The 20656-nt window shown below is 35.1% G+C and carries 24 protein-coding genes; 14 read left to right on the top strand and 10 right to left on the bottom strand.

The annotated features are described in order from the left end of the window. Positions 1–3: 3 nt before the first annotated feature. From ACN5J7_RS11855 to ACN5J7_RS11910, 12 genes are all read left to right on the top strand, one after another. Positions 4–1968 carry an AAA family ATPase gene (locus ACN5J7_RS11855; RefSeq protein WP_418604047.1) on the top strand — a complete coding sequence of 655 codons (1965 nt, stop codon included), beginning with the start codon at positions 4–6 and terminating at the stop codon, positions 1966–1968. After that, positions 1955–2545 (top strand): NUDIX domain-containing protein, encoded by a 591-nt coding sequence (locus ACN5J7_RS11860; protein ID WP_418604048.1) that lies wholly within the window; start codon positions 1955–1957, stop codon positions 2543–2545. Before ACN5J7_RS11855 ends, ACN5J7_RS11860 begins: the two co-directional genes overlap by 14 nt. Positions 2546–2665: 120 nt before the next feature. Continuing rightward, the gene (locus ACN5J7_RS11865; protein ID WP_418604049.1) at positions 2666–3901 is read left to right on the top strand and encodes a DUF6638 family protein; all 1236 of its coding nucleotides are present in this window, start codon (positions 2666–2668) and stop codon (positions 3899–3901) included. 108 nt (positions 3902–4009) lie between these two features. Continuing rightward, positions 4010–4324 carry a four helix bundle protein gene (locus ACN5J7_RS11870; RefSeq protein ID WP_418604050.1) on the top strand — a complete coding sequence of 105 codons (315 nt, stop codon included), beginning with the start codon at positions 4010–4012 and terminating at the stop codon, positions 4322–4324. 65 nt (positions 4325–4389) lie between these two features. Next, on the top strand, positions 4390–4923 hold the full coding sequence (locus ACN5J7_RS11875; RefSeq protein ID WP_418604051.1) for a hypothetical protein: 534 nt from the start codon (positions 4390–4392) through the stop codon (positions 4921–4923). Between the two features lie 87 nt (positions 4924–5010). Further along, positions 5011–6705, top strand: a complete 1695-nt coding sequence (locus tag ACN5J7_RS11880) for a DUF308 domain-containing protein (protein WP_418604052.1) — start codon at positions 5011–5013, stop codon at positions 6703–6705. A 7-nt stretch (positions 6706–6712) separates the two neighbouring features. Further along, the gene (locus tag ACN5J7_RS11885) at positions 6713–6985 is read left to right on the top strand and encodes a hypothetical protein (protein WP_311937752.1); all 273 of its coding nucleotides are present in this window, start codon (positions 6713–6715) and stop codon (positions 6983–6985) included. 109 nt (positions 6986–7094) lie between these two features. Next, positions 7095–9260, top strand: coding sequence for a S9 family peptidase (locus ACN5J7_RS11890; RefSeq protein WP_418604053.1), 2166 nt, complete (start codon positions 7095–7097; stop codon positions 9258–9260). Positions 9261–9400: 140 nt separating this feature from the next. After that, on the top strand, positions 9401–9940 hold the full coding sequence (gene pyrR, locus ACN5J7_RS11895; protein ID WP_311937756.1) for a bifunctional pyr operon transcriptional regulator/uracil phosphoribosyltransferase PyrR: 540 nt from the start codon (positions 9401–9403) through the stop codon (positions 9938–9940). A gap of 78 nt (positions 9941–10018) precedes the next feature. Beyond that, positions 10019–10948, top strand: coding sequence for an aspartate carbamoyltransferase catalytic subunit (locus ACN5J7_RS11900; RefSeq protein ID WP_418604054.1), 930 nt, complete (start codon positions 10019–10021; stop codon positions 10946–10948). A gap of 3 nt (positions 10949–10951) precedes the next feature. Continuing rightward, positions 10952–11284, top strand: coding sequence for a ribonuclease Z (locus tag ACN5J7_RS11905; protein WP_418604055.1), 333 nt, complete (start codon positions 10952–10954; stop codon positions 11282–11284). 72 nt (positions 11285–11356) lie between these two features. Then, entirely contained in the window at positions 11357–12262 is a 906-nt protein-coding gene (locus ACN5J7_RS11910) for a ribonuclease Z (protein ID WP_418604056.1), read from the top strand. A gap of 3 nt (positions 12263–12265) precedes the next feature. On the opposite strand, the gene ACN5J7_RS11915 is transcribed toward ACN5J7_RS11910, so the two are convergent. The 4 genes from ACN5J7_RS11915 to ACN5J7_RS11930 all read right to left on the bottom strand — a co-directional run bounded on the left by ACN5J7_RS11915 (position 12266) and on the right by ACN5J7_RS11930 (position 14187). Further along, positions 12266–12688 (bottom strand): hypothetical protein, encoded by a 423-nt coding sequence (locus tag ACN5J7_RS11915; RefSeq protein WP_311937765.1) that lies wholly within the window; start codon positions 12686–12688, stop codon positions 12266–12268. 215 nt (positions 12689–12903) lie between these two features. After that, complete coding sequence (locus ACN5J7_RS11920) at positions 12904–13317, bottom strand: hypothetical protein (RefSeq protein ID WP_418604057.1); 414 nt, start codon at positions 13315–13317, stop codon at positions 12904–12906. Positions 13318–13453: 136 nt separating this feature from the next. Then, positions 13454–13882, bottom strand: coding sequence for an SRPBCC family protein (locus tag ACN5J7_RS11925; RefSeq protein WP_418604058.1), 429 nt, complete (start codon positions 13880–13882; stop codon positions 13454–13456). Positions 13883–13884: 2 nt separating this feature from the next. Then, complete coding sequence (locus ACN5J7_RS11930) at positions 13885–14187, bottom strand: DUF3784 domain-containing protein (protein WP_418604059.1); 303 nt, start codon at positions 14185–14187, stop codon at positions 13885–13887. 53 nt (positions 14188–14240) lie between these two features. Between ACN5J7_RS11930 and pdxH the strand changes: the two genes are divergently transcribed. Both pdxH and ACN5J7_RS11940 read left to right on the top strand, forming a co-directional pair. Then, entirely contained in the window at positions 14241–14888 is a 648-nt protein-coding gene (gene pdxH / locus ACN5J7_RS11935) for a pyridoxamine 5'-phosphate oxidase (RefSeq protein WP_418604060.1), read from the top strand. 165 nt (positions 14889–15053) lie between these two features. After that, a complete protein-coding gene (locus ACN5J7_RS11940; RefSeq protein ID WP_418604061.1) occupies positions 15054–15548 on the top strand; it encodes a CAP domain-containing protein in 495 nt (164 codons plus the stop codon). Positions 15549–15898: 350 nt separating this feature from the next. Here the strand turns inward: ACN5J7_RS11940 and ACN5J7_RS11945 are convergent, their stop codons facing one another. The 6 genes from ACN5J7_RS11945 to ACN5J7_RS11970 all read right to left on the bottom strand — a co-directional run bounded on the left by ACN5J7_RS11945 (position 15899) and on the right by ACN5J7_RS11970 (position 20630). Then, positions 15899–16276: a DUF2200 domain-containing protein gene (locus ACN5J7_RS11945; protein WP_418604062.1), complete on the bottom strand. Its 378-nt coding sequence runs from the start codon at positions 16274–16276 to the stop codon at positions 15899–15901. Positions 16277–16298: 22 nt separating this feature from the next. Further along, positions 16299–16736, bottom strand: a complete 438-nt coding sequence (locus ACN5J7_RS11950; protein ID WP_418604063.1) for an SRPBCC domain-containing protein — start codon at positions 16734–16736, stop codon at positions 16299–16301. A 137-nt stretch (positions 16737–16873) separates the two neighbouring features. Further along, positions 16874–17338, bottom strand: a complete 465-nt coding sequence (locus tag ACN5J7_RS11955) for a DUF1572 domain-containing protein (protein WP_418604064.1) — start codon at positions 17336–17338, stop codon at positions 16874–16876. 227 nt (positions 17339–17565) lie between these two features. Then, the gene (locus ACN5J7_RS11960) at positions 17566–17973 is read right to left on the bottom strand and encodes a hypothetical protein (RefSeq protein WP_418604065.1); all 408 of its coding nucleotides are present in this window, start codon (positions 17971–17973) and stop codon (positions 17566–17568) included. Positions 17974–18143: 170 nt separating this feature from the next. Beyond that, entirely contained in the window at positions 18144–18530 is a 387-nt protein-coding gene (locus ACN5J7_RS11965; RefSeq protein WP_418604066.1) for a hypothetical protein, read from the bottom strand. Between the two features lie 180 nt (positions 18531–18710). After that, entirely contained in the window at positions 18711–20630 is a 1920-nt protein-coding gene (locus ACN5J7_RS11970; protein ID WP_418604067.1) for an OmpA family protein, read from the bottom strand. Positions 20631–20656 lie beyond the last annotated feature (26 nt).

A 20656-nucleotide genomic window follows, 5' to 3' on the forward strand; every position in this document is an offset into this window, starting at 1 on the left:
CATATGAACCACAACTCAACTTTCCCAATAAAACTAACCGAACTCGACATGATTCGCGACGAAGCGGCATCGTATTTGAAATCTATACAATGGGTTCAAGGTGACCGTGCTAAAAACAGAGAAAAAGATGCAAAAGACGAATCTATTTTACTGTATTTATCGCGTGCCAATAACGGTAGTAAATCGACTGAAATCACCGCGGTTTCAAAAACTATTCTAGCTTTAAAAAAGCGATTGTTACCAGATTCGGTAGCGATTCCTGTTTGTTTAAACCAAGCCCTGTATGCCGTTCAAGAAGGTATCACATTAGGAATTTGGATTAAGGATAGCTATTACGACGCCTCGGGGTTATCGAGTTTGAATGAGAATAAATCGGCTTTGGATAACAACGGAAAGCGCGAGTTTGAAAGCAAAATGCACACCGCAACGGCATTTATGCTTTTTGCTACGGCATACAAAATATTGCACGATTTAAAACCACACGCTTCAGACGATTTAAGTGTGATGAAACAGAAGTTTGCCGGTATTCCGGAAGTGTCTTTCTTATCGCCCTTAAAAGGCATATCGTGCAGTTTGTTCTATTTTGATAAGTATTTGAGTCATCCTGAAATTATAAAGTCCGATAAAGATGTTATCAATTTTACGGTGGTTTATTTTGAAGCTTTGATTGATGAAATCCAACTGAGAAAAAGTACTTTGGAATACACCGAAACCATTGAAGACAGAACCTATAAATTGGAGAAATCGGAATTCGCCGTTTCCGGTTGGAACAATGTGTTTTCGGGAACCGCAAAAAGCATCGAGTTCAATAAAATCCAATTCGAACAAATTGTGGGTAATCGGGATGCCAAACATTTTGCACGCCGATTAACCGAGCGCATGTTGAGTTACGATTTTATCGCCAAAAAAAATCCGTTTCAAGAATTAGGCGGTTTTATGCCCGTTTTTATGGGCTACGGCATTCCGGGAACCGGAAAAAGCATGCTTATTGCTGCCATTGCAACGCGTCTAAAAGAGCATTGCGATCATTTGGATATTCCGTTTTTGTTTCACCCCATGCCAGATACTTTGATTAGTACATTTCAAGGTGGTTCTGCCGAAAAAATGGTAGAGTGGATGAAACCTTTACAAGACCCTTCAAAACTCATTTTCGCACCAATTGACGATGCCGAAAATAATTTACAGGAGCGAACAGCGCAAGGTGTTTCGGCTGGTGTAAAAGAAGTTATCGGCGTGTTTTTACGTTATACCGAAGGCGCCTATGCGGTAAATTACGGCAACAGTTCCATCGGGTTATTCACCAATCTTCCCGAAATGTTGGATAAAGCCGTGATTTCGCGTGTGCAAGGGCGTTTTAAAATTGATGGCGCACGTACCGAACACGACTTTTTAGATCAAGACTATCTGTGGTGGAAAAAGTTTGATAAGACCATGCCCGATTTCGTGAATATGCAAAACCCACAAGGTTATAGCTATTTAAAAGACCAAGGGTTGGCAAAAAGCATGGGCGATATTTTAAATGTAATTGAAAAACCATCGGAAGAGCGGGTTTTAGAGGCTTTTGAAAAAGCGGATAAGATGCACGACACCAACGAGCATCTGTTTTACGCGAGTTTGTATAAAGAAATCCAAAAGATATTTCCGTTCTTTTCATCGCGTGATGTTCGGAATATTCAAAGTGCCATTTCTTTGCGTTTAACCGATTTCGATTTGGAAACCGATTGGTTCGACAATCCCGAAATTTATTTCAAAAAAGATTACGATACCAAATTGGGGATGCTTCAAGAACTCATGAAAGCGAATATGAAAGGTTTGGATTTTTCTGAAATTCGCCGACAAGAAGTGGTGCGTTATTTAGATAATGTGGCCACCATTGCCGATACTGATTTTAAACGAAAAGTAGATGCCAGAGTAAATCAATTGAATATAGAAACTGAGGCTAGAGCACAATTTGATGAAAAAAGATAAAAGAATAAAAAACATAACATCAACCGTATTATCCCAATTTTGGGGCAAATTGGAACGCATCGATTTCGATTTTAAATTTAAAAACGGCAACTGGAAACGCTTGTCGCACGAAGCTTACGGCAAGAGCGATGGTGTTGCAATATTGCTGTATAACCCTGAAACAAAAAAAGTTGTTTTATCAAAGCAGTTCAGGATACCGGTTTTTATTTCTGGGGTTTCCCAAGGCGTTTCCATCGAAGTTTGCGGTGGCGCGATTGACGAGGGCGAATTGCCAGAAACAACGGTAATTAGAGAAGCCAAGGAAGAATTGGGGTACCATATTTCAAATTTAAAAGCCATAAATACCGTGTTTTTATCCCCGGGCATAGTGAGAGAGCGCGTGCACTTATTTATTGGAGAATATAAAGATTCGGATAAAATTGATCACGGCGGCGGTTTGGAAATTGAAGGGGAAGAAATTGAAGTGATGGAAATACCTTTTAACAAAGCCATGGAAATGATTGACTCGCGCGAAATCATTGATGCTAGAACTATTATGCTGTTGCAGCATCTTAAGATTAAAGGATTGTTAAGTTAGGTTGTCATTCATGCTAAGGCAGGAACCCGGTTTTGAAAAAATATTGTATTTGTGAATTCGTGGCAAATAAAAAAAGATAAAAATAAACAATGAGATTCCTGCCTGCGCAGGAATAAAAAAATGGAAAAACTAAAACAAGCTAAACTATACAGAAACGAACTCATTCCCGTAAGCGGAAAATTGGTTGAGCGTTATAATAAATGCTTGAAAAAACTTGGGTTTACAGAAACAAAACTTAAAACCTTTTCTATTGATGGCATTGGCTGGAGCCCGGAGATTGCTGAAGAAAAAAAACAACTCCATTACTTAAATAATGGCGAATCCAATCCGCATGGCATCATCATTACGCCATTGCAGAAGGGCAAGCCGGTGTATGTGCCATTTCATACGTTTGATAGGGATTTAATGAAATTCGTTTTCAAAGTTCACGGTAACAAAATTAACGATATTACCCGCGATTGCGCAATATATTTGGATTTCGACCAAAATATCGATGCTTTTTACGAGCCTTTAGATGTTTTAAAATACAATGCGATTACTATCAGTTTTCATTTAATAAACGATTTGGATAAAATTAAAGCGCAGCAATTGGAACTCGTTGAAACCTTCAATAGAGGCAATAATTTTATAGACGAAAGCATTCATCAACAATTGTTGGAATCGGCAAAAACCTATGGCGATTTACGGCATCGCGATTTAGATTTGCACGAGCTTCAGTTTACCACAGATTCCTTTTATACCAGAGCCTTTGGTGGCGTTTATGTGCTGCGCGATTTCATTAAACCCATCGTGGTGTTTGAGGATAAAAAATGGCATAAAGAAGCTATTAAAGACGTGAGTTACGATGTGCTTATCTATCATATCCATCAACCCGAATTAATGGCTAAACTTCGCGACCATGTGATTATTGAATACGATTTGGAAGCCGTTGTAAAAACAAAGCGCTATGAGCGCATCAAGAAATTCGAAATGTTTCAGGCCCTAAAAAAAACGCAACATCCCATAAAAAATATTTTAAATGACCCCTTGTTGTACAAGAGTTACCTTAATAAATTAGATATCGAAGCTCGGAAAAAAATAATGAGCGTGGAGCGCTATTTAGAAAAATTGGAAATAAGTAATGAGTACAAAATAGCTGATATTGTTGATGAAAAACTCTTTGAAGCCTTGCATCAGCCACATTCCTCATTAGAGGGAAAGCACCAAGATTTAATTTGGATGCTTTTGGTAAACATATCACCAAAAGATGTGCTTTATCTGTATTGGTACGATAAGGAAGCGTTTTATAATAGTTTTAAAACTTGGGACGATTCCTTTAAGGATTGGGTAATTGAAACAATTGGTAACAATATATAAGTTGGAAGCACGAAGTTGGAAGCACGGAGTTTGAAGTTTGTTTATAGGTAATTTAATGGAATTAATATGAAGTTTAAATTCGAAAGTTTGATTATTTGGCAAAAATGAATGGATTTAGGTGAGGATATGAATACTTTATCTAAAAAGTTTCCAAAGGAAGAACTATTTAATTTATCGTCACAATTAAAACGAGCTGCCGATTCCATTGCTTTAAACATTTCAGAAGGTTCCATATTGCAATCAGGAAAAGAGTATAGAAAATTTTTAGGCTACTCTATTAGGTCTATTGCAGAAGTTGTAACTTGTTTGCACAAAGCAAAAAGAAGAAATTATATTAAATTAGATGAATTTGAAATATTCTATAAAAACTGTTTCGACTTAATGAATATGACTATAGCATTTAGAAATAAAATAAAAGATTAAAATATAAACCAAGCACAAGAGTAAGCAACTTCATGCTTCCAACTCCAAGCTTCAAACTTAACACTATGGGACTAGAATTAGTAATATTTATAGCGGCGATACTTTTTGGTATCTTTTTATATTGGCGGGAATCCAACGGAAATGGATTGTATCGTTTTGTTAACAAAATGGTAAACTCCAAAGCACTTCAAATGAAACCGGAAAACAAGAAAGGCTTTGTGTACAAACAAGCTTTTTTGCCACGATTGGTTTTTGTTGCTACCGTTTTTTTGTTGATAGGATTGATATTTCAATTTTTAACACCTTTTAAAATATTTGGTAGTTATAACGGTATTTCGGCATTCGCATCAATCGTTTTTGGAACATTAATTGGTACTTATTTGGCAAATTTTGTGTTAAAATCTGGTAAAGTAATCGAGGAGAAGAGCGATTCTCTTGGAGATATTATGGAAGATGCTGTTGAAAAAGGAAAAGATTTTATCGAAGATTTAAAAGCTAAAGATACCGATACAATTGAAGAAAATGAAGCTATAGAAGAACCTCCAAAAACTCAGGAGAAAAGTGCGCGCGAACGATTAAAGGATAAAGGATTGTTGTAGTTGACATTTCTGCGAAGGCAGAAATCCAATTTTAAACAATTTAGTATAAATAAAAAGATTCCTGCTTTCGCAGGAATGACAAAGATTATGATTAAAAACTACTGGAATAAAGGAAAAAAGCAGAAAAAAATAACTGCCATTGTCGGTTTAATTTTATTAATCGCCTTGTTTGTGTTGCGCGACGATTATCAACCAGCCTTATTATTTATTAGAAAATTCATTTTCATAATCCTGTTAAGTGCCGCAGTCTTGTTTTTTGGTTTACATAAGTTTAGAAACTCAGCCAGTACGGGATCTCGTTTGGGTATCTTAGGGTTGCTGGTTCTTTTCTTCGGAATTTTATATGTAATTGGTTGGCATTTTAAAATGTACGATTATATGAAAACCTACAATGTGTTCAATAATCTCAATCGTATTGAAATAAACGAATTACCTTTAACACAAAACGAGCGCATTCAGCCCTTGCAAAACATTACCTCAATGGCAAATGAAAGCGTAGGCGAAACCAAGGATGTATCTTTGCCACATTTGGTTAGGGTTGATGGCGAAAACAAATGGACTATGGCCATCCAGCCCACCGAAAAGTACGTGTGGCAGGGTATAACCGATAATACCGAGGAGGTTTTTTCGGTATCGAGTACCACGCCATTTCCTAGATTTTCGAGCGAAAACCGGATTCCGGTTACATTCTCCATTGGCGAATCTTTAAAATTTAGCCGAAACACCTATAATGCGGTGGTGCAACGCTTCAATCTGTTGCAGTTATTTACCATGGAACCCAGCGATACGTTTTACATGAAAAACGATACCGGACAATGGGTGCAAGTGGTGAGTTTAATAAAATGGAAAGGTTTTTTGTTTCCGTATCCAACCTTTGGTGGCGTGATGGTAATTGATAATGGCGCGCACGATTTTAACGATTATATCGAGCGTATTTTAATAGGAAAGGGGACTTATATAAGTCCGAGTGAAATGAAAAATTATCCGTATTTAAACGGACAAAACACCTTGGCCGAAAAGGTATCTAGGATTCAGGCTGAATCTTTAAAGTTTTTAGGCGGTTTTAGCGACCCGTTGCCTTGGAATATGGAGACAGCTGTTAAAATTCCACAACTACCAAAAGATCAAAACCAGCAGCCATTTGTAACCGATTTTGATTTTTCCGACACAAATTCCAATGCGTATAGCGGTTTATACCACTGGTTTGGCTTAGAGCCTGTGGGCGACGAGCGCACCAGTTTAACCTTTAGTGTTTTTGTACCCGCCGATGGCAGTAACGCGTTGTATTATTACGACCATGCTTCGAAAAAACAAGGTTACGCGGGTGTTTCGGCAATGCCGTTAAAGGTAAAAGAATCGAGAAAAGAATACGATTGGACCGCCAATACACCTGTGGAATTCCGGCCGTACATTAAAGACATTGCAGGCAGAAAACGCATGTTCTTTTTAGGAACCGTATCTGCCATTAGCGAAAAAAACGCGGGACAGTTTGACGGCTCAGCGACACCGGATTTGGTTTTGATTGATAGCGAATACCGCGATGTGATTTGGATTGATGTAAAAAAACCTAGCCAATGGGATAAAACCGTTTACGACCAGTTAAATGAAGCGTGGAGGTCCAGCGAAGGCATTGGTTATTATTTTGCCGAAGAGACTAAAACCATTGATATGGTTGAACAGGTTTCAGATTCAACGTTGGTAATTCCTGTTGTTGATAAAAAGTCAGAAGAGATTGAGCGTTTACAAAAGCAGATAGATTCTTTAAAGGCAACAAGTAACTGATTGAATTATGCATGGAAGTTTAGGGCATTTTAAAGCAACATTACAAAGAAAAATGGAACGTAAAGCTAAAGCTGAAGGCAGATTTGATAAAAAGAGGCTTAAGTATAAAGCTTCAGAAAATAAAGCAGAATTCAATTTTCCTGTACTTACTAAATCTGAAATAGATAAAGTAAAAAGGGAAATAAGAAATAAAATGAGAAGAGAGAAGCTATTAAATTCGGTTTTAGTTTTTGCTGTTTTTTTAGGTCTTCTATTGGCATTCTATTTTTTACTTTACTAATTCTCTAAAGAAAGACTTTTCTTTTTTTTGATATAGTTTATAGCTCTAAATTTTAACAAAACATTTAGAAATTATTTCCGTTCCTTTACATACCAACAAACACTAAATTATGAAAAATTCCATTTACGCTTTTTTAACTTTAACGATTCTGATTTCATCTTGTAAATCAAATGAAACCGAAAGACCGCACGCGTCTCTCGAAACTCCAATTGCTAAAAAAATTCCCAAAGAATTAACCGTTCACGACGATACGCAGACCGATAATTATTTCTGGATGCGCTTAAGCGACGAGCAAAAAAATGCCGAAACGCCAGATGCACAAACCCAAGACGTGTTGGATTACTTAAATGCCGAAAACGAGTATTTGGGTAAAGCCATGGCGCATACCCAAGGGCTTCAAGACAAGTTGTACAACGAAATTGTAGGCCGTATAAAAAAGGACGATCAATCCGTTCCGGTAAAAGACAACGGCTATACCTATTATACGCGCTTTGAAGAAGGTGGCGATTATGCTTTGTATTGCAGAAAAAAATTAGAAGAAGGCGCAAAAGAGGAGATTATGCTTAACGGACCTGAATTGGCAATGGGTTATGCCTATTATGGCTTTGGCGGACGTTCGGTTAGTCCAGACAATAAAATGCTGGCCTTTGGTATCGATACCATTTCCAGACGCCAATACACCATTTATTTTAAAAATTTGGAAACCGGCGAGTTACTAAAAGACAAACTCAGTAATACGGGTGGTAGCGCCGTTTGGGCAAACGATGGAAAAACCGTGTTTTACACCACAAAAGACCCTCAAACATTGCGTCAAAACAAAATTGTAAAGCATGTCATTGGCACCAATCAATCAAACGATGTGGTGGTTTACGAAGAAAAAGATGATACATTTAGATGCTGGGTAAGCAAAACAAAATCGGATGCTTATTTGCTTATTGGAAGTTTTCAAACCTTATCTACAGAATACAGGGTTTTAGATGCCAATACTCCAAATGGTGAGTGGAAAGTGATTCAACCCAGAGAGAAAAATTTAGAATATACCATCGATCATTTTGAAGACCATTTTTATATCAGAACCAATAAAGATGCTAAAAATTTTAAACTAGTAAAAACTCCGGTAAATAAAACCGAAAAAGAGCATTGGGTAGATGTTATTCCGCATCGCGATAATGTGTATTTTCAAGGGATGGATTTGTTTAAAAATTATTTAGTTGCTGAAGAACGAAAAGATGGTTTACGAACCATTAGAGTTATAAAATGGGACGGAACAGACGACCATTATATCCAATTTAACGACCCTGCATATTTTGCTGCAACAACCTCTAATTTAGATTTTGACACCGATGTTTTGCGATACAGATACAGTTCGTTAACCACGCCGAATAGCACTTTTGAGTATAATATGACCGATAAAAGTCAAGTACTTTTGAAACAAGATGAAGTTATTGATTCGTCATTTTCCGTTGATAATTATACATCAGAGCGTTTATATGCAACAGCTGCCGATGGAACAAAAATCCCCGTATCCATTATTTACAAAAAAGGTGTCGAAAAAAACGGTAAAAACCCGTTATTACTTTACGCCTATGGATCTTACGGAAATAGTATGGAGCCCACATTTAGTTCTACCCGTTTAAGTTTACTCGATAGAGGTTTTGTTTACGCCATTGCCCATATTCGTGGTGGTCAGGAAATGGGAAGGGATTGGTACGAAAACGGCAAGCTGCTTAAAAAGAAAAATACCTTCACCGATTTTATTGATGTCGGCAAATTTTTAATTGATGAAAAATTCACAACAAGCAACCATTTATATGCTTACGGCGGATCTGCCGGCGGCTTGTTAATGGGCGCTATTTTAAATATGGAACCCGATATGTGGAATGGTGTTATTGCCGCTGTTCCTTTTGTTGATGTAGTTTCAACCATGCTGGATGAAACCATTCCGTTAACAACGTTTGAATTTGACGAATGGGGAAATCCGAAAAACAAAGAATATTATAATTATATGAAATCGTATTCGCCGTATGATAATGTTGAAGCCAAAGATTACCCAAACATTCTCATTACCACAGGGTATTGGGATAGCCAGGTACAATATTGGGAACCTGCAAAATGGATTGCTAAATTACGCGAGTTAAAAACCGATGATAATTTATTAATTATGGATTGCAATATGGAAACCGGTCACGGTGGAGCATCCGGACGTTTCGAGCGTTATAAAACCTTGGCGTTAACCTATGCTTTTATGCTTGATTTAGAAGGTGTTACAGAGTAAAAATTAAACTAATCACGATAATTTATTAAGGCCTGTTAAGTTTTTAAAACCTAACAGGTCTTTTATTTATTAGGCACAAATACCCTTTTATTTTTAAAATTTTGCATTACCTTTGTATTCCAAATACGTTTGGATAAAATATGAGTCAAAAAGTTTTACTTAACGCAAAAGAGGTAAACATCATTCTTCATCGATTGGCTTGTCAACTTATTGAAAAACATAACGATTTCTCTAACACCGTTTTAATTGGCTTACAGCCTCGTGGCATTTTTTTGGCCGATAGACTGGCTAAAATATTAACCGAAGACTATAAGGTTAAAAACATAAAATTAGGGCACTTGGATATTACATTTTTTAGAGATGATTTTCGAAGAAGTGACAAACCCTTGGAAGCTAATGCCACTAAAATTAATTTTTTGGTTGAAGATAAAAACATAGTGTTTATTGATGATGTGTTGTACACCGGACGCAGTATTAGAGCCGCATTAACAGCCATCCAATCTTTTGGAAGACCAAACGAAATAGAACTGCTAACGTTAATAGATAGACGTTTCAGTAGGCATTTACCCATTCAACCCGATTACAGAGGGCGACAAGTAGATGTGATAAATAATGAAAAAGTAAAGGTAAACTGGAAAGAGCACGACAATGAAGATTCGGTTTATTTAATTGAAAAATAATAATGAACAACTAAAGTTTGAGTTTTAGATACGCATGGGTAACTTTTAACTTTTGACTTTTAACTTTTAACTTTGACGATGAGCGAATTAAGTGTCAATCACTTATTAGGAATAAAATATCTTAACAAGGAAGATATTCAACTTATTTTTGAAACTGCCGATCATTTTAAAGAAGTGATTAACAGACCTATTAAAAAAGTGCCCTCGCTTAGAGATATTACCATTGCCAACTTATTTTTTGAAAACTCAACCCGCACAAAACTGTCTTTCGAGCTGGCTGAAAAACGGTTGTCTGCCGATGTTATTAATTTTTCCTCGTCACAATCTTCAGTAAAAAAAGGCGAAACTTTAATTGATACGGTAAACAATATTTTATCTATGAAAGTAGATATGGTTGTTATGCGGCATCCAAATCCTGGGGCTGGTGTGTTTTTGTCAAAACACGTAAAGGCAAGTATTATAAATGCCGGCGATGGTGCGCACGAGCACCCAACACAAGCCTTGTTGGATTCGTATTCAATTAGAGAAAAATTAGGTGCTGTTAAAGGTAAAAAAGTAGTAATAGTGGGCGATATTTTACATAGTAGGGTAGCGCTTTCAAATATATTTGCTTTACAGTTACAGGGTGCTCAAGTTATGGTTTGTGGCCCAAAAACCTTAATACCAAAGTATATCGATAAGTTGGGGGTGAAGGTGGAAACAAACCTGCGCAAAGCTTTAAATTGGTGCGATGTGGCCAATATGCTGCGCGTGCAAAACGAACGGATGGACATTAGTTATTTTCCATCAACAAGAGAGTATACACAACAGTTTGGAGTTAATAGAGAACTACTGGATTCTTTAAATAAAGACATAACCATCATGCACCCGGGCCCTATAAATAGAGGTGTGGAAATTACCAGCGATGTTGCCGACTCAAAGCAAGCCATCATTTTAAATCAGGTTGAAAACGGCGTAGCTATACGTATGGCCGTTATTTATTTATTAGCTTCAAAAATAAAACAGTAAGTCATGATTTTAGACCAACACAAGAATACCGCTATCATTACCCAAGAAAAAGCTACCATTGTTGAATTGGTAAAAAAAATTCAAGCTCTATATCCTAAGTTTAAAACCAATAATATTATTGTCTGCCTAACAACACTTTCTAAAATCAGTTTATCCGAAATTGTTGAATTCCTTGAGCTGTCCAATACGCACAGAGCTTCAAAACTCTCGTTTGTTATTGTTTCAGATAAGGTAGATTTGGATGAGATGCCAGACGAAATTGTAGTCGTGCCAACCATTCAAGAGGCATACGATATTATCGAAATGGAAGACATGGAACGCGATTTAGGGTTTTAAAGTTCATTCGCTAGTCGTTTAGTTGTTTAGCTGATTCGACTCAACGACTTAACAACAAACAAAAGACATGTAATGAAATTAACTATTCTAGGCTGTTACAGCGCCACACCGCGCGCTTTAAATAATACAACTTCGCAGGTTTTAGAAATTAATAATCACATGTTTTTAATTGATTGTGGTGAGGGCACCCAAGTTCAGTTACGCAAACATCGTATTAAATTCAATCGCATAAAACACATTTTTATATCGCATTTACATGGCGACCATTTTTTTGGTTTAGTGGGATTAATTTCAACATTCCGATTATTGACGCGCGAAACCGATTTGCATATTTATGGGCCAAAAGGCATCAAAGAAGTGATTACGCTTCAAATGAAATTAGCCGATTCGTGGACCAACTACAATCTTATTTTTCATGAGTTAACCTCAAAGAAAACCAAATTGGTTTTTGAAGATGATAAGGTTGTGGTACACACTATTCCGTTAAATCATCGGGTTTACACCAATGGTTTCCTTTTTAAAGAAAAAGAAGGCGAACGCAAATTGGATATTGTGGCTGTTGAAAACGCTAATATCGATACCGCCTATTTTAGAAAATTAAAGCAAGGTTTTGATGTAGAAAATAGAGATGGTGTTTTAATTGATAACAAAAAGGTTACCAAACCAGCCAAAAAACCTAAGAGTTATGCCTTTTGTAGCGATACCATGTTTAAAGAAGACATTGTGCCAATTATTAAAAATGTAGATGTACTGTACCACGAGTCTACTTTTTTAGAAAAGCACGCAAATTTGGCACTGAAAACAAAGCACTCAACCGCAAAAGAAGCCGCTAAAATTGCCAAACACGCCAATGTTGGCACGTTGGTGCTTGGGCATTATTCCACGCGTTACGATGGATTAAACGCGTTTAAAGAAGAGGCGCAAACTGTTTTTGATAATGTTGAATTGAGCGAAGACGGAAAGGTTTTTAATTTTTAGTATTTATTCATTTTGGCTTATAGCCCACTCAATGGCTTCATCCAAAGTATGGCAGCATTTAATATTGGCTTTGGAAAACATTTTTTCAATGGAGGCATTGGTATACGACCAACTGCTGTATGTAACAATAGCGCGTGTGTAGGAAACCCCAAATTTGGCCTCGGTTTTAATCCATGAATTTGGGTCCAATGAATAGGAGTTTATTTTATTGGTAATGTAAATTAATTTTTTGGGATCTTGTGTTTTGGAATCTTTGTAAAATTTTATAACCTCTTCTGAGATAATATCAATCATTTGACAATTGAAATGCACACCCTCGTGAATTTCGGAAATAGCAAATTGATCTAAAAAATAAAAATTACCAAATGGTTTTTCTACTTTTTTGTGATTTAAAATTTTAAAATATTTTGAATCTTCAAACTTCATTTTAGATTTTTATACAGGGTAATTTAGGGATTTTCTTTAAAATCTAAAATCTAAAATCTAAAAAATAAAAAATTGTTTTTGGTTGTTTCACTGGCATGTTGTAAGTAAATACTTTTTCTATAGTCAGAACTTATTTTAATTGGTTTTAAATGGAATAAACCTTCATTATTAAACCTTGCGGATTTGTGTTGGGCAAATACAAAAAAATTTAGGCATTAATTAAATTCTTTTAAATTTTGCATCCAATCAATGGCTTCTTTTAAAGACATGCATCGCTTAATACTTTTTTGGGTAAACTGCTTTTCAATTGAAGCATTCATATAAGTTGAACTGTTGTACATAACAATGGCACTGGCAATAATTAAACTATACTTTTCTTCAACTTTTTTCCAATTATTCGGATCTACAGAGTAGTGGTTTATTCTATTGGAAATAAACCCGATTTTAGCATCGTCGCCATAAAATTCAAAAACCTTTTGTATGATTTGTTCTGCTTTGTCCCAATCAAAATGGACGCCTTCATCCAATTCAACAATTAAGAATTTTTCGCATAAATAATAGGTACCAAAAGGCATTACCAACTTGGTAGGGTTTAAAATTTTAAAATATTCAGAATTTTCAAACTTCATTTTTAGGTAAATTAGGGGACTGCAAACTTAATAAGAATAAAAATGAATAGGTAGGATAAATGGTATGTAATTTGTTAAAAATGATGGAAACATTCTAAACCGCAAAACTCAAATGAATATATTTTAACGTGATAATTTATTGTTTTTCGCAAAAGGATTTAAACCTTAGCAACCACTTGTCCACCTGTTTTTTAAACATATTCGGAAACAGTTTTGCTATTAGTTTTATAAAAAAACCTTTAAATTCGGTGTAATCAATTTCAGTAGTCAATGTGGTTTCGTTATCATTCAAAGCAGTAAACTTCGAGCGCATGGTATTTGTCATGCGTTTATGTTCGTATTTAGCATAAAATTCGTCGGGTAGTTTATTATGGATTATCGTCTCAATTAAATCAAATTTCTTATAAATTAATTTAGATTTAGCGCCAGTTTCACCTTGGTTTCCGCTTAAATGCTCCATCCTTAAAAAATCTTTTTGAGATTGTTTTAAAGCTTCAGGATCTTCAAAATGTTTTACAACTTCTTGCTTAGGTTTCTTAACGTTTATTGAACAAGTGAATTTCATTTTTAATATTTTTTAGGCGCATTTATAAGCGTATAAAGCAATCCGAAAACCAGAATTATAACGCTAATTAAAAGTCTGTAAAAATGCTCTACATCTAAAAGGAATAATAAAGAAGTTGCCATTATTGCCAGAGCACCGGTAATTATTAAACCGTTGTGCAATAAGGTTGAAAATTTTTTAATGTCGATGTTCTTTTTTTCTTCGGCAGTCATGGTGTTGTAACCCGCAATTAAGTTTGGGTATTTTTTTACTAAAAGGCCGCAAATAATAAAAATGGCGCCCACAAGCGTTTCTACAAAAAGCATTTTACGTAAATTTGAATACTTAAAGTTACAATTTATTTCAATTATCATATGTTATGCAAAAAGATTTAAGCGATTACAGAAAATCTTACGAAAAAGGTGAGCTGCTTTTGGCAAACGTACCAGAAAACCCCATGGAATTATTCCAGAAATGGTTTTATGAAGTCGATAGGTTTTTTGCCGAAGATGAAACCAATGCGATGACGGTTTCAACCATAGGAATAGATGGTTACCCTAAGAATAGGGTGGTGCTTCTTAAAAAATACACCTACGAAGGTTTTATATTTTATACGAATTATGAAAGCGAAAAAGGCAAAGCCATAGCACAAAATCCAAATGTGTGCTTATCGTTTTTTTGGCAAGGTGCCGAAAGGCAAATTATAATAAAAGGTAATGCAGAAAAGATTGCAGAAAATTTAAGCGACGGTTATTTTGAATCCAGACCACGCGGTAGCCAATTGGGTGCTTTGGTTTCACATCAAAGTGAAGCTATTGAAAGTCGCGAATTTATTGAAGACAAGTTGCAAAAACTAGAACAAAAATATGAAGGCAAAGAGATTCCCAGGCCAGAGTATTGGGGCGGCTATATTGTAAAGCCTGTTGAAATTGAGTTTTGGCAAGGGCGCCCAAATAGATTGCACGATAGAATACGCTATAAATTACAAAGCGATTACAATTGGAAGATAAATCGATTATCTCCTTAAAACATCGATATATTACTTCTTTTTACTACAGAAATATGCGTTTCATCGATTAAAAACAATTAATAACGATAAACAACACGTTTTTCATCGATTTTAACATTTAATTAACATTTACTTCTAAGTAGGCTGTTAAATTTACAGCACCAAATCTAAATTTACCTACTTATGAAGTTATTACAAAAGCTGCCAGTATTGGCATTGTTTGCTGTTTTGACATTTTCTTGTTCAACGGATAACATGGATGAAAAAGCAGATTTACTTGTTGAAAACTTAATTGTTCCACCTACAAAAACAATTGAGACAGAAACTCTAGAACTTATTAACAATCACAGGCTGTCATTGGGCTTGAATCCTTTAGGCGATTTAAAAATTGTAAAATCCGTGGCTTACAGCCATACCGATTATATGGTAGATAAAGAAGAAATATCCCATGATAATTTTTATACGCGCAGCAACTATTTAAAAGCCAATGCCGGCGCCAAAAAAGTATCGGAAAATGTGGCTTACGGATACAGTAGTGCCGAATCTGTGGTTAAAGCATGGCTTAAAAGCGATGGACACCGCGCCACTATTGAAGGCGACTTTACAAACTTTAATATTTCGGCTGAAAAAAGTGCCGAAGGAAAATGGTATTACACAAACATTTTCATAAAAAAATAAAATTGTTTTTATAAAACAATTACAACATAGCCTTTTAATTTACTCATTTTTAGTACATGCTGTATTAGGTATGCAACACGAGTGATTGACTGGTTATATTTTAATAACTATGTAGTTATTGAATTTAGCTTTAGGTATAAAATCCGCTCAGTTTACTGAGGGGATTTTTTGATTGTATGTTGGCGAGCGGAAAAAGTGCAAAATCAACTTTGATTGCGGAAGTGAACTCTCGTTGTTAAAACGTGCTTTTGCAATAGAAAAAAAACGGTTTGCCCAATAATAAGAACTATGTTTCGAAATTAGCCTAAAATGGTTTGTTTTTTTAACTCAGTGCTTTGTTGGCAGCCGTTTTATTTCTTTTCTTCTCGTAAAATTTTTTCCATTTTACGGCCTCTTGCCAATTCATCAATGAGCTTTTCCATGCGTCTACATTGTTTATACAACTCAAATTCATCCTCTATTTCTTCTATTCGATAACCACAAACAACTCCTTTAATCAAATGTGCGTTAGGATGTATTTTAGCTTTTTTAAAAAATGTTCTAAAAGTTACTTTCTTTTCAATAAGTGCTTGTAAATCATCTTTGTCAAAACCAGTAAACCATTCTATTACTTGGTTGAGTTCTTCTTTTGTTCTACCATTCTTCTCCAACCTATTCAGGTAAAGTGGATAAATGGATGCAAATATCATACTTGCCACTTTTTCATTTTTTTCGGCAGTAACTTTCATTTTGATACTATTTTATTGTTGATCACTTTCTCATAAATTCAAACGCCCCTTTTCTAAGTTGGATACCATATTCCAAATAGGCTTTCATACAGGCGAGGAAATTTGCCCATCCACCCGAATTTTCTAAAGCCCATTTTAGATTATCTTCATTAAGCTCCTTTCCATTTTCGTTTACTCTAACTATGGTACTATCATCTGGCAATTTTTCCAATGTGATTTTCACAACAGTTTCGGGGTCCCAAACAAAGGAAACCGAACTATTATCTTCAATTTTAATTTCTTGAATAAGGAACCTATCTTCAAATTCAGGAAATTTCCAAATCACTTCTTTTCCCGATTCAAGTCGTCCGCTACTTTCAGAAATAAAATACTTGGTCATTTTCTCTGGATTTACAATCCCTTGGAAAACTTCTTCAATCGGTTTTTGAATTTGTATAACGGCCTTGGATTCAAGTTTCATAATATTTCTTTTTTTTGTCTTTTGTTTTAATTTATTCAAATTGGTGCTACCGGTCTCCTTTACTTTGATCTTACTAAATTTAACTAGGGAAGAGAGGAGAACAAGCAATTACTTATAATCATTGTTGTAAGAATTTTTTATTTCATTCGTTTTTTTATGAGTATTATTTGTCCGAGATGATAATAAGTGTGTTCAATCATTGCATCAATATTCCTGTAATAAGTCCCATATTTCTTATCTATAAATTCCGACAATATTTTTTCTTCTGACATCTTTTCAACAAGTTCAATAAATTCTTCCGAGTCAAGGCAAAACTTTTTCACTAAGTTTTGCCAATCTTGTTCAGATTTTATAGGTCGGTAGTCAAAACTATATTTGTCTCGTATATCGAGTGTTCCTCCTTTAAGAACTTTTTTTACTCCAGCAATATAGTAATCAATGTGAAAAGTCAAATCAGCGATAGTGTTAAAGTCATCTATTTTTTGAGTTGCTTGTTTCCAATCAAGGTCAATTATTTGTTCTTTGAAATTTGTACCTAACACCCATTTTCCTTCGGTAAAAATTTCCTTTAGTCGGTTTGCTAAATATTCGTTTAATCTCATTTTAGGTTAATAGATTTATATTTTTGACAATTTTCTCAAATTGCTTACAACGTGTTTCTTTAGTTTGTAATAAATAACTATTTATAGAAAAAGAGGAGAACTATAACGTGTTTTAAGTACCTAATTTAACAAATACAAACCAAACAGAAAATCCGCGAGGATTTTCGTAAACAAGCTCAAACTAGCAAAAAATTTTATTCGGTGTTGGCAAATCGTTTTTTAATTATTCAGCTTATTTGAATTCCGATATTTTTAAATAACTCTTTAGCTTCTTCAATATCAGATTCTTTTTTTATTTCCATTAAGTCTCTCAGCTTTCCGTTTTTCAATTTCAGACTCAACCATTTTCGCCCAAAAACTTGCTTTTCGATAAGCGAGCTGATTTCAGACAATTTCAATTTTTCAGATGCTGTTTTTTTAAGTATTTGATAAGTAAACAAAACAATTGAAAAAACCCCAAGAATTATCCAAATAAATCCCATCCATTCCATTTGTTTTGTATCCAACACAAATAGAGGGAAAAGAACAGAATTAACAAGCGTAAAAAGCAATGATATATTCATTAATAGATACTGCTTTTTTAATCCATCTTTTATTTCAATCGACTCTTCAGTTTCGTTAAAATTTATTTTCATAGTACTGTTTTTCATATGTATGCTAACGGTTACGTATAAGAATAGTTGCGGGTTTACGTGCGAGGATTTTCCGCAGGAAAATCAGACGTAGTAAACTTGCAACTACCTTTGGTGAAGCCCAAAATTGAGCAATTATTTTTATACATTGTTGTACGCAGTATTTTATTCATTTAACAGTATAATTCAGAGTTCTTTCGGTGCTTAATTTCATTTCCATAAAAAATATTCCAGTCAACAATTCTGTCGCATATTCGGTCAAAAATATCGTCCCAAGTATATGGCTGTTCCTCAATCGAAAGTCTGTCCAAGTCCTCATTTATTTGTTCAATCGTTTTTTTGTCAAATAATTTTTGGTCAGACAGTTTTTCTCTTAAAAATCCGATTAATATTCCGTGACACTTTTCGTTAAAGTTGATATTTCCGTTTCTATGGGCTTCATCTCTTAATTTTTCGATTGCTCTCAATAATTCGCCTTGAACAAATTCAGATTGTCCAGATTTTGGCACGTAATTCTGCCAAATGAATTTAGATTTTTCAAAGTATTCTTCTTCAGTCATTTTCTTTGTTTGACTTGTGCAATTAGTTAAAAAAAGCACCAAAATTATATTTATAAAAACTGCTTTTCTCATATTGCGTACAACTAAGGGATAAGAATTATTATAATAACCCTAATATATAAAAAACCACCAAAAGAAAGTTCCGTTGGTGGTTTAATATTTTCTGAATTTGGTTTTTTGTTATTCCATTTTAACCACAATAAATTGCGTGCGTCTGTTTAGCTCATGTTGTGCTTCGGTACAGTTTTTAGTGCCATCGCAATCGTTGGTTAATTTACGCTCTCCAAAGCCGTTGTATTCGGTTATTCTTGAGGCATCAACACCATGGGCAATTAAATACTTGTACGTGGCATTGGCTCGCTCTTTTGAAAGTTTATCGTTGTATTCCGATGGGCCTCTCGAATCGGTGTGCGATTCAATTTTAATAACCATGTCTGGATATTTGTTCATCATTAAATTTACAATTCTATCTAACTCCGCTGTACCATCACGACGGATGTCATATTTATTAAAATCGAAGTAAATAGGGTAGAGCTCAGTTATTGGTAATTCTTTTTTTGCAACAGGGTTTAAAACAAAATTGGCTTTTATGCGCGTTACACTGTTTGCAATGCCTTTTGTAGTTACCATTCGAGAATCATCAATATAGTTGTCTTTTTTGGTGTTTAGTTTATAATCGGTATCTCTGTCGATATTAATTTCAAAATGCCCGTTTTCATCGGTCTGTAAATCTGCAATTTTGTTGTCGTTGCTGTCCAACAACGTAACCACTGCGTTTGGCACGGGTGCATTTGTAGTAGCATCGGTTATTGTGCCTTCTATTTTTAATTGCGGAATTCTGTCGTAGGCATAAATATCGTCTCCACCAACACCACCAGCTCTATTGGATGCGAAGAAACCGGACAACCCGTCATCATTCATAAAAAATGAAAAATCGTCTTTACTTGAATTTACCGGAACACCAAGATTTATGACACTTTTAATTTGGTTGTTCTCATCGGAAACTGTTCCGAAAATATCCAACATACCTAAACCTGGGTGTCCGTCGGATGAGAAAAATAGGGCATTTTCGCTATTTACAAACGGAAACATTTCGTTTTTATCGGTATTTATTATGTTACCTAAATTTTGTGGTGTACCAAAGGTACCGTCGGCATTAATATCCACATAATAAATATCCGAACCTCCAAAACCACCAGGTTTATCCGAAGTGAAATATAATTTTGTATCGTCGTTATTTAGTGCCGGATGCCCGGTGGAATACGAATTGCTGTTAAAACCAAGGGCTTCCACATTTGTCCATTTTCCATCAACCAATGTGGCTTTATAAATGTTTAAATGCGTAACACCTTCATCATCTTTTCCTAAAACATTTTTGTTAAAATCGTTTCTTGAAAAATACATGGTTTTGCCATCTTTGGAAATGGTTAAAGGGCCATCGTGATATACGGAATTGATGTCGCCTTTTATTTTGGATTTATGATTTACAATGCTATCGCTACGATTTCCAGTGGTGTAAACATCTAAAAAAGGTTCTTCGTTCCAGCCGTAAACATGTTTTGTTGAAACGCCTAAATCTTTTGACGAAGCAAAATAAATTATGCCATCCTTTTCGAAAGCACCGAAATCGCTATACTTAGAGTTGAAATTAACATCGGCTAAAAAGTACTGCTGTTTGGCATTATATATAGAAGTGATAAAATCGCTATCTTTTAAATATTTGTCTTTTTTAATAACGCCGCCCGCTTCTTTAAAGCGCTTCAACCATGTACGGGATGTTTTATAGTCTTTTATGCCCCTTAGAGCTTGGGCATAATTATAATAATATTCAATAGGGATATTTTCCTGTTGCACCGCTTTTTGGTAATAAACAACGGCACTGTCAGGGTTTCGCATAAAGGCATAACTATCGGCCAATTGTCTGGTTGCATATTGGGCATTAAAATCTTTTTCGATAAGATGATGATACACCTTTGCAGCACTTACAAATGAAAATTTATTGAATAAATTATCAGCTTTTTTCTGAGAGCCATATTGTGCTGAAGCCGTAAAGCTTAGCGCCAATATAACGTAGGTTAGCATGTGGTTTTTTAGTTTCATTGGGACGATATTTTAAACACAATTAG

Source organism: Hwangdonia sp. (assembly GCF_048381975.1).
Taxonomy (GTDB): Bacteria; Bacteroidota; Bacteroidia; order Flavobacteriales; family Flavobacteriaceae; genus Hwangdonia; species Hwangdonia seohaensis.

Excerpts from the sequence above, each read along its gene's own strand:
- ACN5J7_RS11925 (WP_418604058.1), bottom strand. The coding sequence starts at position 13,882 with ATGAAATTCACTTGTTCAATAAACGTTAAGAAACCTAAGCAAGAAGTT.
- ACN5J7_RS11950 (WP_418604063.1), bottom strand. The coding sequence starts at position 16,736 with ATGAAACTTGAATCCAAGGCCGTTATACAAATTCAAAAACCGATTGAA.
- ACN5J7_RS11900 (WP_418604054.1), top strand. The coding sequence starts at position 10,019 with ATGAGCGAATTAAGTGTCAATCACTTATTAGGAATAAAATATCTTAAC.
- ACN5J7_RS11965 (WP_418604066.1), bottom strand. The coding sequence starts at position 18,530 with ATGACTGAAGAAGAATACTTTGAAAAATCTAAATTCATTTGGCAGAAT.
- ACN5J7_RS11915 (WP_311937765.1), bottom strand. The coding sequence starts at position 12,688 with ATGAAGTTTGAAGATTCAAAATATTTTAAAATTTTAAATCACAAAAAA.
- ACN5J7_RS11920 (WP_418604057.1), bottom strand. The coding sequence starts at position 13,317 with ATGAAGTTTGAAAATTCTGAATATTTTAAAATTTTAAACCCTACCAAG.
- ACN5J7_RS11865 (WP_418604049.1), top strand. The coding sequence starts at position 2,666 with ATGGAAAAACTAAAACAAGCTAAACTATACAGAAACGAACTCATTCCC.
- ACN5J7_RS11930 (WP_418604059.1), bottom strand. The coding sequence starts at position 14,187 with ATGCTTTTTGTAGAAACGCTTGTGGGCGCCATTTTTATTATTTGCGGC.
- ACN5J7_RS11960 (WP_418604065.1), bottom strand. The coding sequence starts at position 17,973 with ATGAAAATAAATTTTAACGAAACTGAAGAGTCGATTGAAATAAAAGAT.
- ACN5J7_RS11910 (WP_418604056.1), top strand. The coding sequence starts at position 11,357 with ATGAAATTAACTATTCTAGGCTGTTACAGCGCCACACCGCGCGCTTTA.
- ACN5J7_RS11860 (WP_418604048.1), top strand. The coding sequence starts at position 1,955 with ATGAAAAAAGATAAAAGAATAAAAAACATAACATCAACCGTATTATCC.
- ACN5J7_RS11885 (WP_311937752.1), top strand. The coding sequence starts at position 6,713 with ATGCATGGAAGTTTAGGGCATTTTAAAGCAACATTACAAAGAAAAATG.
- ACN5J7_RS11955 (WP_418604064.1), bottom strand. The coding sequence starts at position 17,338 with ATGAGATTAAACGAATATTTAGCAAACCGACTAAAGGAAATTTTTACC.
- ACN5J7_RS11880 (WP_418604052.1), top strand. The coding sequence starts at position 5,011 with ATGATTAAAAACTACTGGAATAAAGGAAAAAAGCAGAAAAAAATAACT.
- ACN5J7_RS11890 (WP_418604053.1), top strand. The coding sequence starts at position 7,095 with ATGAAAAATTCCATTTACGCTTTTTTAACTTTAACGATTCTGATTTCA.
- ACN5J7_RS11970 (WP_418604067.1), bottom strand. The coding sequence starts at position 20,630 with ATGAAACTAAAAAACCACATGCTAACCTACGTTATATTGGCGCTAAGC.
- ACN5J7_RS11855 (WP_418604047.1), top strand. The coding sequence starts at position 4 with ATGAACCACAACTCAACTTTCCCAATAAAACTAACCGAACTCGACATG.
- pyrR (WP_311937756.1), top strand. The coding sequence starts at position 9,401 with ATGAGTCAAAAAGTTTTACTTAACGCAAAAGAGGTAAACATCATTCTT.
- pdxH (WP_418604060.1), top strand. The coding sequence starts at position 14,241 with ATGCAAAAAGATTTAAGCGATTACAGAAAATCTTACGAAAAAGGTGAG.
- ACN5J7_RS11870 (WP_418604050.1), top strand. The coding sequence starts at position 4,010 with ATGGATTTAGGTGAGGATATGAATACTTTATCTAAAAAGTTTCCAAAG.
- ACN5J7_RS11875 (WP_418604051.1), top strand. The coding sequence starts at position 4,390 with ATGGGACTAGAATTAGTAATATTTATAGCGGCGATACTTTTTGGTATC.
- ACN5J7_RS11940 (WP_418604061.1), top strand. The coding sequence starts at position 15,054 with ATGAAGTTATTACAAAAGCTGCCAGTATTGGCATTGTTTGCTGTTTTG.
- ACN5J7_RS11945 (WP_418604062.1), bottom strand. The coding sequence starts at position 16,276 with ATGAAAGTTACTGCCGAAAAAAATGAAAAAGTGGCAAGTATGATATTT.
- ACN5J7_RS11905 (WP_418604055.1), top strand. The coding sequence starts at position 10,952 with ATGATTTTAGACCAACACAAGAATACCGCTATCATTACCCAAGAAAAA.